This is a genomic window from Virgibacillus carmonensis (assembly GCF_057836705.1).
This window is the reverse complement of sequence record NZ_JBYQFJ010000020.1, coordinates 36,679-53,204: the sequence shown is the minus strand read 5'-3', so window position 1 is coordinate 53,204 and position 16,526 is coordinate 36,679. Positions and strand designations below refer to the sequence as shown.

At 37.5% G+C, this 16,526-nt stretch carries 17 protein-coding genes; 15 read left to right on the top strand and 2 right to left on the bottom strand.

Going from position 1 to position 16,526, the window contains the following annotated elements; all coding sequences use genetic code 11:
* The first annotated feature begins 492 nt into the window (after positions 1–492).
* The 12 genes from glmS to AC3G7N_RS14800 all read left to right on the top strand — a co-directional run bounded on the left by glmS (position 493) and on the right by AC3G7N_RS14800 (position 12,674).
* A complete protein-coding gene (glmS, locus tag AC3G7N_RS14855) occupies positions 493–2,295 on the top strand; it encodes a glutamine--fructose-6-phosphate transaminase (isomerizing) (protein ID WP_489422954.1) in 1,803 nt (600 codons plus the stop codon).
* A 147-nt stretch (positions 2,296–2,442) separates the two neighbouring features.
* Positions 2,443–3,333 carry a GNAT family N-acetyltransferase gene (locus AC3G7N_RS14850; RefSeq protein WP_489422953.1) on the top strand — a complete coding sequence of 297 codons (891 nt, stop codon included), beginning with the start codon at positions 2,443–2,445 and terminating at the stop codon, positions 3,331–3,333.
* 249 nt (positions 3,334–3,582) lie between these two features.
* The gene (locus tag AC3G7N_RS14845) at positions 3,583–4,137 is read left to right on the top strand and encodes a cysteine hydrolase family protein (RefSeq protein WP_489422952.1); all 555 of its coding nucleotides are present in this window, start codon (positions 3,583–3,585) and stop codon (positions 4,135–4,137) included.
* 81 nt (positions 4,138–4,218) lie between these two features.
* Positions 4,219–4,488 carry a protein kinase family protein gene (locus AC3G7N_RS14840; RefSeq protein WP_489422951.1) on the top strand — a complete coding sequence of 90 codons (270 nt, stop codon included), beginning with the start codon at positions 4,219–4,221 and terminating at the stop codon, positions 4,486–4,488.
* 287 nt (positions 4,489–4,775) lie between these two features.
* Positions 4,776–5,453, top strand: a complete 678-nt coding sequence (locus AC3G7N_RS14835) for a TVP38/TMEM64 family protein (protein WP_489422950.1) — start codon at positions 4,776–4,778, stop codon at positions 5,451–5,453.
* Between the two features lie 80 nt (positions 5,454–5,533).
* Entirely contained in the window at positions 5,534–6,778 is a 1,245-nt protein-coding gene (locus tag AC3G7N_RS14830; RefSeq protein ID WP_489422949.1) for an ABC transporter substrate-binding protein, read from the top strand.
* Entirely contained in the window at positions 6,756–8,426 is a 1,671-nt protein-coding gene (locus tag AC3G7N_RS14825; protein WP_489422948.1) for an ABC transporter permease subunit, read from the top strand. The genes AC3G7N_RS14830 and AC3G7N_RS14825 overlap by 23 nt, the downstream gene beginning before the upstream one ends.
* Before the next feature lie 4 nt (positions 8,427–8,430).
* A complete protein-coding gene (locus AC3G7N_RS14820) occupies positions 8,431–9,360 on the top strand; it encodes an ABC transporter ATP-binding protein (protein WP_489422947.1) in 930 nt (309 codons plus the stop codon).
* Between the two features lie 11 nt (positions 9,361–9,371).
* Positions 9,372–10,055, top strand: coding sequence for a TVP38/TMEM64 family protein (locus AC3G7N_RS14815; protein WP_489422946.1), 684 nt, complete (start codon positions 9,372–9,374; stop codon positions 10,053–10,055).
* A 10-nt stretch (positions 10,056–10,065) separates the two neighbouring features.
* Positions 10,066–10,677, top strand: a complete 612-nt coding sequence (locus AC3G7N_RS14810) for a CDP-alcohol phosphatidyltransferase family protein (RefSeq protein WP_489422945.1) — start codon at positions 10,066–10,068, stop codon at positions 10,675–10,677.
* Positions 10,664–12,088 (top strand): dihydrolipoyl dehydrogenase family protein, encoded by a 1,425-nt coding sequence (locus AC3G7N_RS14805; protein WP_489422944.1) that lies wholly within the window; start codon positions 10,664–10,666, stop codon positions 12,086–12,088. Before AC3G7N_RS14810 ends, AC3G7N_RS14805 begins: the two co-directional genes overlap by 14 nt.
* Positions 12,089–12,500: 412 nt before the next feature.
* Positions 12,501–12,674, top strand: a complete 174-nt coding sequence (locus AC3G7N_RS14800) for a hypothetical protein (RefSeq protein WP_489422943.1) — start codon at positions 12,501–12,503, stop codon at positions 12,672–12,674.
* A 22-nt stretch (positions 12,675–12,696) separates the two neighbouring features.
* On the opposite strand, the gene AC3G7N_RS14795 is transcribed toward AC3G7N_RS14800, so the two are convergent.
* A complete protein-coding gene (locus AC3G7N_RS14795) occupies positions 12,697–13,377 on the bottom strand; it encodes a Crp/Fnr family transcriptional regulator (RefSeq protein ID WP_489422942.1) in 681 nt (226 codons plus the stop codon).
* Positions 13,378–13,498: 121 nt separating this feature from the next.
* Here AC3G7N_RS14795 and AC3G7N_RS14790 point away from each other — a divergent pair, with 121 nt between their 5' ends.
* Together AC3G7N_RS14790 and AC3G7N_RS14785 are read left to right on the top strand one after the other, a co-directional pair.
* Positions 13,499–13,711, top strand: a complete 213-nt coding sequence (locus tag AC3G7N_RS14790; RefSeq protein WP_489422941.1) for a glutaredoxin domain-containing protein — start codon at positions 13,499–13,501, stop codon at positions 13,709–13,711.
* A gap of 104 nt (positions 13,712–13,815) precedes the next feature.
* Positions 13,816–14,256: an OsmC family protein gene (locus AC3G7N_RS14785; protein ID WP_489422940.1), complete on the top strand. Its 441-nt coding sequence runs from the start codon at positions 13,816–13,818 to the stop codon at positions 14,254–14,256.
* Between the two features lie 60 nt (positions 14,257–14,316).
* Here AC3G7N_RS14785 and AC3G7N_RS14780 read toward each other — a convergent pair whose 3' ends face one another.
* Positions 14,317–15,396, bottom strand: a complete 1,080-nt coding sequence (locus tag AC3G7N_RS14780; protein ID WP_489422939.1) for an FAD-dependent oxidoreductase — start codon at positions 15,394–15,396, stop codon at positions 14,317–14,319.
* A 321-nt stretch (positions 15,397–15,717) separates the two neighbouring features.
* On the opposite strand from AC3G7N_RS14780, the gene AC3G7N_RS14775 reads away from it, so the two are divergent.
* Positions 15,718–16,125 carry a secondary thiamine-phosphate synthase enzyme YjbQ gene (locus AC3G7N_RS14775; protein WP_489422938.1) on the top strand — a complete coding sequence of 136 codons (408 nt, stop codon included), beginning with the start codon at positions 15,718–15,720 and terminating at the stop codon, positions 16,123–16,125.
* Positions 16,126–16,526 lie beyond the last annotated feature (401 nt).

Genomic DNA, 16,526 nt, shown 5'->3' with positions numbered 1-16,526 from the left:
AAACCTGCCTTTTATCTCTTTACATTTTTGAAACAAAAGTTAAAATAACAATTGACCTTAACATATTTTTTGAACCAACATACACTTATAACACCATCCACTAAATAACCATTGACCAAACAATTGATTATCGGTTAGAATATAGTGTATTGTGATTGGATGAAAATAGTCACATGGAACCATTTAGTCAAAAATAGAAAGGAGCATCGTAAGGTATAACAGCACCAAAAGCGCCTGAACTATTCACAGAGACGACTTAACAATGAATAGTTGACGAGGAGGAGGATTATCGATTTTTTCGGCGGATACCTCCCGATTGCACATCTCAATCGTGATACTTTATTCATAAAACAATGAGGCAACTTGTTGGCCAATTGAATAAGGCAAGATGAAACCAATTAAACAACCACGAGAAAGGGGCAGTAAAACGCCCCGTTATGCTATATATACAGGCCGTTTGTCTGCCCCTTCCGTACAAGGAGGATACACATTATGTGTGGAATTGTAGGCTATATCGGACAAAACGATACAAAGGAAATTTTATTAAATGGACTTGAAAAATTGGAATATCGCGGCTATGACTCCGCTGGAATTGCTGTTTTAAACGACGCCGGAATGAGTATTTTTAAAGTGAAAGGACGTATTGCAGCGCTTCAAGATCGTGTAGACGCGTCAACACATGCCACGATGGGAATTGGCCACACACGCTGGGCAACCCATGGCGTGCCAAGTGTTGAGAATGCTCATCCACACCAAAGCACTTCAGGTCGTTTTACAATCGTTCATAATGGAGTTATCGAAAACTACCAGGACTTAAAAAAGAGTCATTTACAAGATGTTAATTTTGTCAGTGAAACAGATACAGAAGTCATCGTACAATTAATGGAGAAGCTTTTTGAAGAACATGAAGATACTGCTGAGGCATTTCGCCAAACCGTAAGTCTTCTAAAAGGTTCATATGCCCTTGGTTTAATCGATCGTGAGGATCAAGATACAATCTATGTGGCAAAAAATAAGAGCCCATTATTGATTGGTTTAGGCGATGGATTCAATGTTATCGCAAGTGATGCAATGGCAACACTAAAGGCGACTGACCAGTATTTAGAAATTCATGACAAAGAAGTTGTCCTTGTTAACCGCAACTTTGTTGAAATTCAAAAGCTTGATGGAACTGCTGTTATTCGTAAACCTTTCACAGCGCAAATTGATGTAAGTGATACCGAAAAAGGTACGTACCCACACTTTATGCTGAAGGAAATCGATGAACAACCATTTGTGATGCGCAGAATCATCAAAGAATATCAAGATGAAAACAACGAACTGAAGCTTGATGAAGATGTACGCGCAGCAATGCAAGCATGTGATCGAGTTTATATCATTGCATGTGGCACAAGTTATCATGCAGGATTAGTTGGAAAGCATTTCATTGAAAAAATAGCGAACATTCCAGTTGAAGTTCACGTAGCAAGTGAATTTTCCTATAACATGCCATTACTGTCCGAAAAACCATTGTTTGTGTTTATCTCACAAAGTGGTGAGACAGCAGACAGTAGATCGGTATTAGTAAGAATTAAAGAAAAGGGATACCCAGCACTTACCATCACAAACGTGCCAGGATCGACCCTTTCTCGTGAAGCAAATTACACATTAAACTTATATGCAGGACCAGAAATTGCAGTTGCATCAACCAAAGCATACACAGCGCAAATTGCTGTACTTGCAATATTGGCAGTCGATTCAGCAAGAGCAAAAGGTCTCCCGCTCGACTTTGACCCAATGCAGGAGCTTGCGATTGCTGCAAACGCAATGGAAGTTCTGACAGACCAGAAAGAAACAATCGAGGAGCTTGCTAAAAACTATTTAGCAACTACACGCAATGCGTTCTTCATTGGTCGCAGCAGTGACTACTATGTTTGTTTAGAAGGATCTTTAAAGCTTAAAGAGATCTCCTATATTCAGGCAGAAGGATTTGCTGGCGGCGAATTAAAGCACGGAACCATTGCATTGATTGAAGAAGGCACTCCAGTAATCGCGCTTGCAACACAAGAAGACGTGAACTATCCAATTCGCAGTAACGTACAGGAAGTAGTATCACGTGGCGCAAACGCAATGGTCGTAAGCATGCGTGGTCTTGAACAAGATGATGATGCATTTGTATTACCACACGTTCATGAATTACTAACACCACTTGCATCTGTAGTTCCATTACAGCTATTAGCTTATTATGCTGCATTGCACCGTGACTGTGATGTTGATAAGCCACGGAATTTGGCTAAGAGCGTTACGGTGGAATAGGATATTGGAAAAAAGCTTAAAAATTTTCAGATACAAAAATAATCTTAAACAAACATCAAAAGAACCCAACTTATAAAAGTTTGGGTTCTTATTTTTTTAGAGGATTTTAGATAATAAAAGTAAATTTTGAAAGTTGATGTTTAAAAAATGGCCTTAACATATAGAAGATACAAAGATAAAAATGATTATAAAAGAATATGTACATTCTTAGAGAAAAGTTATGAATCTTATGGGACAAGGTTTGATGATAATTTATCTCTATTTGAATTTCAGTGTGCATTATCATGCGGATTAGAGGAGCCTGTTAAGAGCATAGATGAGGCGTTAGATAAAGTTTTTCTTTGGTCTGATGGTGATAAATTAGTTGGAATACTTGAAGAGGATACCTTTTGTATAGCGGCAGATTACAGATTTATCTTTGATGAGGTTGTTAAAGTTGGAGAAGAATTTTATGCTGATAACGAGGTTGAATGGAGTGTTTATAACAAAGACATCGACTACGAAAGTGTCTTATTGAACAGAGGGTATAACAAGTCAGAGGAATACTGGGTTAGAAGGGACTTTGATTTTAATAATACAGTAAGCCGCATTGATTTGCCTGAAGAATTTTACATAGAGTCAGTTCCAAATCTTAGGGAGCATGATGAAGTGTATAAGGCTTATAAGCTATGTTATGGAATTTTATTCAATAACAATATTTTTCAAAACTTTTATAAAACATCAACCTATAGAAAAGAGTTAGACTTAGTAGTTATTGGTCCGGATAGAAAGGTAGTAGCTTTATGTAGTGGAAGATATGATGAAAAGAACAAATTGGTTACTATCGAAGCAGTATCCTGTTCCCACGATTATAGGAGAAGAGGCATTAGTAAAGCATTACTATTACATGAGTTAAATGTCGCTAAAGATTTAGGTGCAGATAAAGCCACTGTATTCACTGCTATGCCAGAAGAATATCCAGCTCCCAATAACCTTTACGAATCGGTTGGATTTAAAGTAGTTGGGAATATAAATGTATGGAAAAAGAATAAAATATAAAACCTAATAAGTAACATTGGAGTGTTCTGTTAAAGGGATTTTTGTGGAATAAGTTTATCCCCAAATAATTTTTAAATTTAAAAGGAGTTTTAATAAAATAAATGTGTTAATATTAAATTATCTAAAAATTATAAACGCTGATGTAGTCAATCCTGATTTAGGGGATAGATAGTATGACAAACAAAAGGGGATAACGTCTAACTAATTAAACTGTATAGCGCTTCCCGACATTTGAAAGGGGAAAATCATTTGAATCAAACATTATTAATCATTGATGCTCAACAAGAATTAATTGAGGGAAACCAAGAGGAAAGTGCTGTTTTTAATAAGGAGCAGCTTATCAGGAATATCAATAAAGTGATTGAAAAAGCAAAAGAAGCCGATATTCCAGCTGTGTTTGTAAGAGATCTCGATGTTGCTAAAGGTAAAGGCGCGGGATTCCAAGTTCATGGTGAAATCAATGTACCCGCGGAAGCAAAGATTTTCGATAAATCTGCAACAAACTCCTTCCATGGGACAGGTCTACTAAATCATTTACGATCCCAAAAAGTTGAACACGTTGTTATTGTGGGCTGTAAAACACAACACTGTATAGATACTGCAGTCAGGACGGCGACAATAAGTGGGCTGGATGTAACACTAGTCGGTGATGGACATTCAACGGAAGATGGTGTTCTAAGTGCAGAACAAATTATAAAGCATCATAACAGTACGCTTCATGGTCATTATAATGTTGAACACTTTTCAGTTGTAAGAAAAACAGAGGAAGATCTGTTTAGTCCAACCCATGACTCTTATAGATAATATAAATTCAGAAGCGGTGCTATTTGTGCCGCTTTTATTATTTTTAGGAAATTGATAAATGATAGCTTGAAGAGGTATTAAATGCACACTATTAACGTCGATTTAGTTATAAGATTAATAAATGAACAATTTCCCGAATGGTCTGATTTAGATGTCACACCAGTTAGATTTAGTGGGAATGATCATATAGCTTTTCATTTAGGTGAGCACATGAGTGTAAGGTTACCAAGAGCAGCAGCTTATGTTCCACAAGTGAAGAAAGAACAAATGTGGCTGCCAAAATTAAACAAGGAACTTTCTTTAGCAATTTCTACACCATTAATGGTTATAAAAATTCCAACAAAGAAATAGCAGAAGAATCATATAATTTTATATCGATATAATAGTAGATGAATATGAAACGGAGACAATAATATGCCTTGAATAAAGCCTCAGTGGTTATAAAAAATGTTAGGTTCTCCCCCTTTGGATATGATTATCAAAAGGGGTGTTTTTATATCGAAAAGTAAAGAATATCTGAAATTGGAAGTTGGATATAGAAAGATGTAATGTGTCTTACAGCGGAACAGGGTATCTTTATCATATAATTAATGTTGTACTAGATTAATGAATTTCCAATAGAATTAGGTGAAGTCCACTTGAAGAAATTAATGATCCTTTTACTAATTGCTCTAATTACTATAATAACTATTTTATTTACCCCAATTCTTGATTCATTAAAAACGGTAATGGTTTTATTATCTAGTGGAAATATCAATTCATTGGTGGATTGGATAAGAGGGTGGGGTATTCTATCACCGATCATTAGTATTTTATTAATGGTTTTTCAATCGTTATTAGCTCCACTACCTTCTTTTTTAATTACTGGAGCTAATGGCATTATTTTTGGGATATACTTCGGGTCTCTAGTTTCCTGGATAGGTGCCATGTTAGGGGCTATCGTATCATTTTATCTCGCTAAATTACTCGGGACAAAGTTATTGGCAAATGGTAAGAAGGAAAAGAAAGTGTACCGGAAACTGGAGGATTTAAATGGCAAACATGGCTTTCTTATTGTCTTGATTGCTCGTCTAATTCCAGTTATATCGTTTGATTTTGTTAGTTATGCAGCAGGGCTTGTCCGAATGAAAACAAGTCACTTTCTTCTTGCGACTGGGATTGGAATGATTCCAGGTACTATTTTATACAGCGTAGTTGGTCACGATCTCGTTAACATAAAGGAACATCCAATTAGGCTGCTGTTTTTTATAATGGCTTTTGTGGCCTTGTATATAATAGGTAAGCGGGTACAAAGAAACTATTTAAATAAAGATTAATAAGTGTAAGATGGATTACAGAAACTGGTTACAAATGTTCATTATAATTAAATCATTATAACGACAAAGGTGAGTGTGGGATGAATAGAATTTGGGTAATTGTTATAAGTATATTGTTTTTATTCATTGTAAGCGCTTGTGCGAACAAAGCTGATTCTACACAAGCTACTAAAGAAATTATGAGCAAAGATTGGTCACAAATAGAAAAAGCCGCAGAGGGAACAACAGTTAGAATATACATGTGGGGCGGTGACGAAGGAATTAACCAGTATATGGATGAATGGGTCGCTCCACGTCTGAAAAAACAATTTGGAATCAATTTAGAGCGTGTTCCAATGGATGCACCGGAATTTCTAAAAAAATTAAACAATGAAAAGAAAGCTGGTCAAGGTGAAGGAAATATGGACATCATTTGGATTAATGGTGAAAACTTCAAAAATGCAAAAAAAAATGACTTACTGTTCGGTCCTTTTTCAAATGAGTTACCAAATGTCAAAAAGTATGTAGATACTGAGGCATTAGACGTACAGTACGACTTCGGAACACCTGTAGATGGGATGGAAGCACCATGGGGAAAGGTGCAATTTGTTTATCAATATAATGAAGCTAAAGTACCAAACCCGCCTAAAACATATGAAGAGTTAAAACAGTGGATGAAAAAGAATCCAGGCAAATTTACTTATCCTGACCCATCGGACTTTACTGGAAATGCGTTTTTACGTCAGTTATTTTATGAATCTGTTGGGGATGTACAAACGATATTAGAAAAAGGGTACGATGAACAGTTTGCTGCAAAAAACAGTGCGAAAATGTGGGGATACTTAAATGAAATCGAACCTTATTTATGGCGGAAGGGAAAGACCTATCCGAATGATCTAACTGAGCTTGATCGCCTTTATAGTCAAGGGGAAGTATATATGACGATGGGTTACAATGAGGCGCGCGCAGAAAGTTTAACAGAAAAAGGGATTTTTCCTGAGACAACAAAAACATTTATATTAGATTCTGGATCTATTGGAAATACGCATTTCTTAAGTATACCATTTAACAGCCCGAATAAAGGGGGTGCTATGACTGCAATAAACTTTTTACTTTCACCTGATGCTCAATTGAAAAAGCTTGAGCCAACTTATTGGGGAGAAAACATGTCATTGGATCCGGCTGCCTTATCGGAGAAAGACCAACAGAGACTAGAATCTATTAAACGAGGGGATTCGGTTTTATCAGCTGAAAAGTTAAAGAAACATTTTTCACCTGAAGTAGATGCAAGATATGTAACGTGGCTGAAGGAGAATTGGGTGAATGAAGTGGTACAGGAAAAATAAATCTTATGTTATGGTTGCGCCTGCATTACTGGTAGTCGGTTGTATGGTAGGCTTTGGCGTAATAAGTTCATTTCTAGAAAGTATTAACTATAATCAATCACCAAGTCTCAGGGTTTATCAAGACATTTTTCAGAAAAGTGGATTTCTTGATTCGTTTTTATATAGTCTTCGGATAACATTAATTGCGACATGTTCATCTGTAGTTATTGGCCTTGTTCTTGTCAGAGTAACATATCCTTTGTTAAAGCGAACTTTTCCAAGGGTTATAGCTTGGCTGCCAATGCTATTCCCTCATTTTGTTTGGAGTTATATGTTGTTCCTGTTATTTACACAAACAGGGTATCTATCTTCTTTATTGAGCTTTTTCGGATTAATCAGCGAGCCGACTGATTTTCCTATTCTGTTTAAAGAGGATCTTGGGATAGGTATTATTTTGACCTACATTTGGAAAGAGACTCCATTCGTTATTCTTATGCTGCTACCGGTGTATGAGCAACTCTCTCACCCTGCACGCGAGCTCGTTTATACATTAGGTGGAAAGAACTGGTCTGTATTCAGGCATGTGGAATGGCCATATGTATTTCCAGTACTACTAGAAACCTTTTTTATCATTTTTGCGTTTGTATTTACCGCATACGAGGTTCCGGCTTTGCTTGGCACTACATATCCGAAAATGGTTTCGGTTTTAAGTTATGACTGGTTTTTCAGCTCAGATTGGACAAAGCAGCCCTATGCGTTTGCAGTAATGATGGTAACGACAGTGACAATTTTATTATTTATTTGGATTACATTGATGCTAACTAGAAAGAGTAGGATTCATCTGAATCAGACACATGGGGATGGGTTCAGAAATGTAGATTCGACACGGGTTTCCAAAGTAGGGTTTCTAATTATCGCGTTGATGACACTTATTCCGGCTTCTCTTGTTATAGTAACAAGCTTTGCTGGCCGGTGGAGGTTTGGAGACATATGGCCAGATAATTTCACTACAAGAGCGTGGAATGTACTATTGAGTCATGAGCCACAGCTTTGGGAAGCGGCTTTTACATCAATCGGGATTAGTTTTCTTGTCTTACTGCTAAATTTTCTAATCGGGATACCTGCTGCAAAGGGACTCGCTCATTATGAGTTTAAAGGGAAAAGTATAACGGAAACGATTCTTTTATCGCCAATATTAATCCCAACACTAGCGGTAGCAATGGGAATTCATATTATCTTTATCAGATTGGGACTTGCGAACCAGTGGACAGGTGTCGTGATTGTTCATTTACTTCCAACTTTACCTTATACGATAAAAATTCTTAGATCCGGGTTTGAAAGGATTGGCAAGAAACAGGAGGAATTAGCCGTTTCTCTTGGAGCACCAGCCTTTAATGTATTGTTTTCCATCTATTTGCCACAACTTATGCCAAGTATTCGCAGCGCCGTTTTTTTAGTCACCGCGATTTCATTAGGTCAATATTTGTTGACGATATTTATAGGTGGTGGGAGTGTAATCACGTTAGCACTACTATATTTTCCATTTTTTCAGTCAGCTGATGATGCGATTATTGCAAGTTTTTCCGTTTTATTTGCAATTATTCCCGTTATTATATGGCTGGTAATTGAAGGGTTTCTACGATTAATTATTTCATATCGAATAAGGTGATAGCATGACTTCTACTTACATTGATCTAAAAAGGTTATCCAAAAAATATAATCAACAACTTGTTGTAAATGTTTCATTAACGGTTAAAAAAGGCGAGATTGTCTCCATTGTTGGGCCTTCTGGAACTGGTAAATCAACTCTATTACGGATGATAGCCGGGCTGGTTGAACCTGATTCAGGTGGTATTATCATAGATCGTCAAACAATCGAGCATATTTCCCCTCAACAACGCCCCGTTGTCTATATGTTTCAGGAGTCTTTATTATTTCCACACATGAATTTATTGGAAAATATTTCCTTTGGTTTAAAAATGACAAAAGTAAAAAAGAAACAACGTCTTGAAATGAGTAAAAACATGCTTGGAAAAGTAGGGTTAGAAGGCCTTGGAGGACGTTATCCGCACGAGGTTTCCGGTGGTCAAAAGCAACGGATTGCCCTGGCTCGTTCGCTTATAGTAAAGCCAAAAGTTCTTCTTTTGGATGAGCCGTTTTCAAATCTTGATGCAGAGCTGAGAAAGGGAACAAGAAGGTGGATGAAACAATTATTAAACGACGAAGGAATGACGACTTTATTCGTTACGCATGATTTGGAAGAAGCGATGGCCATTGGGGATCGCGTTGCTGTTATGGGGGAAGGGCTGATTCAGCAGGTTTCAACCTCAGAAGAGCTTTATAAATCACCTGTGAACCGTTTTGTAACTGCTTTTTTGCAAGCTGGAATCTGGCTGAATAATCACTTCATTCCAGCTAATAAATTTATTATCTCAGAAACAGGACCTAGTAAGGGACTAGAAACATTGGAGGCAGACGTTATCGAAACATATTACAAAGACGGGGCACATCACATCGTGGTTTGCTTACCGGAGGATATACTGACAATTAAAGCAGATAAGAAATTTGAATTGGGGAAACGTGTCTTTTTGCATTTTGAGTAAGAGGTAGACGATTGTTAAAAGAAAGTGTGGGTAATATTATGGCAACAAAAATGGTGCTTAAGCTTCTTGGATTTCTTATTACATTGGGGTTTCTTTTCTATTTAAATCAAACAGTCTTAGATATTGACCCTGATGCTATACGACGTTGGATCTTATCTGTTGGAGCAATTGCGCCATTCATATATGTTTTCCTTTATTCTGTACGTCCTTTTGTCCTTTTTCCTGCCTCGATTTTATCCTTTGCTGGGGGACTTACCTTTGGCCCCATTTATGGTACTCTTTTAACGATAATAGGAGCATCAATTGGTGCTTATCTTTCCTTTTTGTTTGCTCGAAAAGTGGGAGGTAGAAAAATTGAAGAAAAGTGGGGACATAAAACGGAAAAGCTACAAAATGCTTTAGAGAATAATGGATTTTCAGTGGTTTTGTTGCTTAGACTTATTCCCTTGTTTCATTTTGATTTAATAAGTTACGGTGCGGGTTTATCAAAAGTTAAAACGAGTCACTTCATGAGTGCTACCATAATAGGAATTATTCCTGGAACATTTGCTTATAACTTTTTGGGAGCAAGTCCTGTATCAGATAATATGGGGAAATTTATTTTGGCCTTGCTCATTTTCGGGGTGACAGTAATCCTTCCTGTTTTGTTTCGAAAGCGGATTAAACGATTTTTATATCTGCAAGAAAAAAAGTGAGGTACTAACTATGCTTGATACACACGCACGTAAATATGTACAACCAACGATTGAGAATACAGCCAAGCTTTTACTAAAGGTAGGTCTAACAGCTAACCAAGTAACATGGATTGCATTTATCATTGGAATAACAACTGGTGTGCTTGCCTATTTTCAACTGCCGATTTTAGCTGTTATCGTCCTGTGGCTTTCAGGTTATCTAGACGCTGTTGACGGAACAATGGCTCGTTTAACCAAGCCGTCGCATTGGGGAACAGTACTTGATATAACGTTCGACCGTGTTGTCGAGATAAGTGTCATTATCGGATTGGCATTTGCCTTTCCTGATTCACAATGGGCTCTTTTGTTACTAAGTTTGTCCATTATATTGTCCATGACCATCTTTTTAACGGTTGGTGCTGTAACCGAAAAACAGGGAATCAAATCATTTTATTACCAGGCTGGGCTAGCAGAGCGAACGGAAGGGTTCATCCTATTTTCACTTATGATCATTCTAACCCCGTATTTGACTATTGTTACGCTCATATTCTTCATCATTGAAATGTATACCGCTATACAGCGTTTGATGGAAGCCAGACGAATCTTATCAGAAAGGGGAGATAATAACCATGATGAACTATGATATTGTAATCATTGGAGGTGGATCCGGGGGGCTGACGGTTGCATCCGGAGCGAGTTCGTTAGGTGCAAAAGTTGCATTAATTGAAAAAGAAACCTTTCTTGGAGGCGATTGCCTTCATGTTGGATGTGTCCCCTCGAAAGCATTTATTCAGGCCGCGAAGGAAGTCTACTTGGCAAAGGAACAGGCTAGTAGACTAGGTCTGGAAGTCGCCGGCGAGGTCAGTTTAAAACTTGTTAACCAACGTGTCAGGGAGTCCATAAAGGCGATTCAGGAGCATGATAGTGACGAGCACTTCACCAACATGGGTATTGATTTATATAAAGGTCCAGGTCGGTTTACCTCTGACCATACGGTAAAAATCAATGGTGAAGAGATATTCGGAAAAAGAATCGTTATCGCGACAGGGTCCCGTCCGTTTGTCCCGCCAATTAATGGGCTGAGGGAAGTAGGTTATTGGACAAATGAAGATATTTTCAGCCAGGAAATACTTCCCAAAAGAATACTCGTTATTGGTGCCGGAGCAGTTGGATTAGAGCTCTCTCAAGCTATGGCACGATTAGGTTCACAAGTGACAGTTGCAGAAAGAAGTGGAACCTTATTAGACAATGAGGATGAAAGTATACAGAAGATTGCTTTGGAGTCACTAGGAAATGAGTTAGACATTATGTTCCAAACAGAAGCTAAAGAAATCAGACAGAAGAATGGAGAAAAAATCGTTTCTCTTGAAAAGTACGGAGAAATAACAAAATTGGCTTTCGATGAAATTTTAGTAGCCACTGGACGTATTCCTAATAGTTCACAGCTTCATCTAGAGAAAGCAGGAATTAAGAAAAACAAATCGGGTTTCATTTTAACGAATGAAAAATTGCAAACAAACGTTTCCCACATCTATGCGATAGGAGACGTCAATGGAAAATTTCTATTTACGCATATGGCTGGAGAAGAGGGGAAAGTAGTTGTACAAAATGCTGTTCTAGGTATTCCAAAAAAAATCGACTATAATCAAATTCCATGGATTATCTATACAGATCCTGAAATTTTCCATATTGGTTTTACAGAAAGCGAAGCAAAAAAAAATATGGATGTTATTTCAACATATGAAGTTCCCCTTGGAGAAGTGGATCGCTTTGTAGCGGATCACGCAACGAATGGAACTGTTAAAATTATCACAGATACAAAAGGAAAAATAGTAGGAGCACATGCCATTGGTAAAGGTGCGGGCGATTGGATGCAAACTGTAATTTTTGCAATGAAACAGGGCCATAAGATTGGCGATCTTTCGCAGATGATTTACCCATACCCCAACCACTCAGCAGCGATCCAACAAACAGCGGATTTGTACTGGAGAGAAAAACTGTTTAGCGGTTTTATCCCAAAACTTACTAAAAAATATATCCAAAAGTTTAGATGAAAAAGTCCATTAAGTAGTAAAAGCTAAGAATATGTAAAATTTGCTCCTCTTGTTTTAAAAAGGTTAGTTAAATGTACTATATGAAAGACACGTAGTTTAGATAGACTGCGACGTATGTGCTGGGTTGTTTTCCGCTGCGGACCGTTGCTTTCCTCGGGCACGGCCTCAGCCTCCTCGGAAGAAAACCACTTCCTGCGGGGTCTTCAGACTCGTGCTGGTCCCGCAGGAGTCAACGGTCCTCCGCTCCAAACAACTTCCATAAATTGCTGGCTGCCTGTGTGATATAAACAATCAAATAAATTGAAATTGTTAAGCTCAACCCTAGTGAAGGAAATCCACGTAGACTCCTGCGGGAACAGCGAAGACGATGAGACCCCGCAGTGAGCGGTCTTTGCGATCGAGGAGGCTCATCGTGAGCCCGCGGAAAGCGAAGTGGATTTCCGGAACGGTTGTCCAACCACCAAACATAGCACATTACTTCGCATTTTTTATCGAAAATGAAATTCACTATTTGTTATTTGCTTTTCGAATTGGACCTGGTGACCACCAGGTATTTCTATACGTTGAAGGAGGTATAGGGATTTAGGGCAGTATGAGATAAATCTCAATTACATTTCATCTAATATCTCTTCTGCTTTTTCAGCGTTAACGGAGAATTTTAATCCTTTTTTCAGTAAGCCTTCTTTTTTTAGCTGGCTTAAAATTGCACTAGTTGTTTCTCTTGTTGAGCCAATCATATTAGCAACATCTGCGTGCGTAAGCTTCATATTAATCGTTTGCCATTCCTTTTTTCTTTTTCCGGACTCTCCGCTTAATTTTAGAAATAAATACAATAGACGATGCTTCACATCACTAAGGGCTATTTTTTCACTGAAACTATAAACTTCTTTTAGGCGATTAGAAAGAATGTTAATAAATTTAAGGGCGATTTTAGGGTTCTTCTCAATAAAATGCTCGAAATCACTTTTTCCAATGATGCATAAATAACTATCTACCATGGCCTCAGCATAGATTTGATCATCTGTTAAAGATAGAGTGGATGTTTCTCCAAAAATATTCCCACCCGCTAATACGTCAACTGTAAACTCTTTTCCCTGATGGTTCATACGGTATAGGCGAACCTGACCTTTCTTCATTAGAAACAACGCCTCAATTGGTTTATCTGGAGATAATATAATCGTACCTTTTTCAACAGGTTTCATCTCACTTATACCATCAATGATTTTTAAATCCTCCATGGGCAGTTCGTCAAATAGACTAATTTGTGATAGCAGTAGTAGTTTATCCAAGCTTGTTCCCCTCCATCATGTTTCATTTGATTATAACCGGTTAATGCTGACTATTTCTGTAAGATAACTTACTGTTTATATTAGTAATAAGAAGTAAAGTATGAACCAGGGGGTGGCTGTGGTGAAGGCAGTTTTGTATACGATTGATGGGTGTGTAATTTGCAATCAGGCAAAACGACATCTTATTCAACATTATATTCCATTTATTGAAAAAAATCTGCTTAGAGATAGATTCGCTGCATCAGAGATTAAAGCATTAATAGGAGAGGTAGTAACCCCGGTGTATGTTAATGAGTCCAGTATTGTAAAAGGCAATGCTATTTTAGAAATCTAAAATTAGGGTAATACCAATAGTGGAGACCTTGTAAGTTGGATTACAGAACTTAGATAGATTTTCATTTAAAATAAGCATTAGTTAAATAGAAGGAGGAATTTAAAATGGCAGCTAAAACAAACGTAGAGATAGCTTCAAAATCAGAAGGTATGAAAACAGTAATAGATGCGGGTGAGCATACTATTACAATAGACGAACCAGCAAACATGGGTGGAACTGATACAGGAGCAGATCCATTAAAAGCGTTACTTTCTTCCCTTGCTGGCTGTGAAAATGTTATTGCAAACATGGTAGCAAAGGAAATGAAATTTGACCTTCAAGGAATTGAATTTGAAATTAATGGAGTACTTGATCCACGCGGTTTAATGGGTGAAGAAGGAGTACAACCATACTTTGAGAAAGTGACAGTTGATGCAAAAGTAAAAACATCGGAATCACAAGAACGTGTAAATGAGCTCCAAAATAAAACGGATAAGCGTTGCCCAGTATTTACGACGTTTGAAGCAGCTGGAATAGAACTTGCGCCTAACTGGATAAAAGCATAAAATTAATTATAATTTTTTCATTAAAAAGAGTAATGCGAACAAAATTCGTATTACTCTTAATTATTGTTGCTGATAGTTGTTCATGAATTTTTTGTCAATATAATGTTTTATATCCCACGCTTTTTTCCCGTGAAACGTGTATTCCCCATATGTCATAAGGCCTTGTTTATCACCAAGAGATAATATTGAAAGAAACCTTTTTTGCGGATTGAAGGATAGTAGATTTTGCTGATTAATATGCCTTTTTATGTTTTCCCATAAGACAGTACCCTGTTTTACTGCGAATACACCATTCTTTGGTAAATCCAGATGGGATGATAATGTAACACAGTCACCAGCTCCAAAGATAAACGGATATTGCCTGTTTTGCAAGGTATCTTCAACCAGAAGGAAGCCTTTAGAATCTATTGTTAATGCACTATTATTAAACAGACTTGTAGCATTTGGTCCAATTAAGGGAAGCACTTTGGAAAACTCGACAGTCCTGCCCTTATCAGTAGTAATGACGTTATCTTGAATATGATTAACAGACTCATTTTCATAGAAAATTAATCCTTTATTCAAGGCTATCCTTCTAATTTTCTTCATCGAAGCATGTCCATTTGAATGAAGAAGTGGGGATGAACTTATTAAGGTAACATTCTGCTCTCTATTATTTCCTTTTCTCCATGCCAATGTTGATAGTGCCAATTCAACTCCAGCAGACCCACCCCCAACTACTACAGGTTTTTCGTGGGAACGGAAAGCTTTGATTTCATTTGGAAATAAATAGTTCGGTTTAATCTTAGTTAAGCTGGGTTGCCCTTTTGTTGAAATGGTATCCGATCCAACATTAAATGAAATAACGTCAAATGAAAAGTCTCTCCCTGATTGACCATGTACGACTTTTTTAAGTGGATCTAACGAGATAATTGTGTCCTCAATAAAATGCACAGAACCTTTCTGGCATAAAGAATTCAAATCGATACGTGTTTCTTCTTCGTTATAAATCCCCTCAGTAAAACCTGAGAACATTCCAGAATAATATTGATAGTTACTGGAGGAAATAACTGTTACTTTATGTGCGATGGTTTCTTTGAATAATGCACGAATGATAGATAAATGCGCATGACCCCCTCCAACAAGCAACACCTGAGCCATATCAACCCCTCCAAACTAATTTATTTAATTGTACAAGATTAAGGTTTAATATCCAAATAGTAATGTAGTTACTGATCCCAGTACATTAATAAAGATTAGTTAAGAGAAACTATCTATTGAACATCAGCTCTATATATGACAGGAGGTTTTTAAGTGGAATGATCTATGTGTTTTCAATATTTCCTGTATTATAGTAGAATGACTTTTGAGCTGCTAGATATTCTGGTAGTAGATATAACAGGTAATGTAATGAAGACTCAAAAAAATCTATAAAATAGTATAGTGTTATCAAATTAACATAAGGGAAGGTAGTGACTAACGTTGAGCAAAACCCTATTCACTTTCACTATTACGACCAATGAAAAACAATCTTTCACCAATTTAGATGACTATTTAAACGAAGCAAGAACTAAAAGTGGTGTGCGGAATGGGATAATGGTCGTTTATTGTCCGCATACAACTGCAGCCATCACAATAAATGAAAATGCTGATCCTGATGTGAAAACGGACCTGAAACTCGGATTAAATGAAACATTTCCAAATAAGGGCGCTTATGTTCATACGGAGGGGAACTCGAATGGTCATATGAAGTCATCTGTTGTTGGTGCTAGTGAGACACTAATCATCTCTGAAGAATTGTTGATTCTTGGGACATGGCAAAGTGTTTATTTTTGTGAGTTTGATGGGCCGAGAAAAAGAACGGTTCATGTCAAGATAATGAAGGGATAAATGGTTAAAAAAATAATTCAAATAGTTGGGTTTTTCAATAATAAAAACGTGCAGAGGACGATATACTCCTCAACACGTTTCTCTTAAGAGCAAAGAAAGTATAAAATTTTGGCGATTATCTGTCTAGCTCCAGCGCCTAGACACTCGAGACATAAGCAGTTCGCTTCCGTGCGAGCAATGCACTCACACTGCACCGCTCTGCTTATGCTTGTCGTGTCTTTCAAGGCCCTTGCGCTTTTCTAATCTGTCTAGCTCCAGCGCCTAGACACTCGAGACATAAGCAGTTCGCTTCCGTGCGAGCAATGCACTCACACTGCACCGCTCTGCTTATGCTTGTCGTGTCTTTCAAGGCCCTTGCGCTTTTCTTAACTGTCTACCTCCGGCACCTAGACACTCAAGGT

Excerpts from the sequence above, each read along its gene's own strand:
- AC3G7N_RS14830 (WP_489422949.1), top strand. The coding sequence starts at position 5,534 with ATGAATAGAATTTGGGTAATTGTTATAAGTATATTGTTTTTATTCATT.
- AC3G7N_RS14805 (WP_489422944.1), top strand. The coding sequence starts at position 10,664 with ATGATGAACTATGATATTGTAATCATTGGAGGTGGATCCGGGGGGCTG.
- AC3G7N_RS14785 (WP_489422940.1), top strand. The coding sequence starts at position 13,816 with ATGGCAGCTAAAACAAACGTAGAGATAGCTTCAAAATCAGAAGGTATG.
- glmS (WP_489422954.1), top strand. The coding sequence starts at position 493 with ATGTGTGGAATTGTAGGCTATATCGGACAAAACGATACAAAGGAAATT.
- AC3G7N_RS14850 (WP_489422953.1), top strand. The coding sequence starts at position 2,443 with ATGGCCTTAACATATAGAAGATACAAAGATAAAAATGATTATAAAAGA.
- AC3G7N_RS14810 (WP_489422945.1), top strand. The coding sequence starts at position 10,066 with ATGCTTGATACACACGCACGTAAATATGTACAACCAACGATTGAGAAT.
- AC3G7N_RS14820 (WP_489422947.1), top strand. The coding sequence starts at position 8,431 with ATGACTTCTACTTACATTGATCTAAAAAGGTTATCCAAAAAATATAAT.
- AC3G7N_RS14825 (WP_489422948.1), top strand. The coding sequence starts at position 6,756 with ATGAAGTGGTACAGGAAAAATAAATCTTATGTTATGGTTGCGCCTGCA.
- AC3G7N_RS14840 (WP_489422951.1), top strand. The coding sequence starts at position 4,219 with ATGCACACTATTAACGTCGATTTAGTTATAAGATTAATAAATGAACAA.
- AC3G7N_RS14780 (WP_489422939.1), bottom strand. The coding sequence starts at position 15,396 with ATGGCTCAGGTGTTGCTTGTTGGAGGGGGTCATGCGCATTTATCTATC.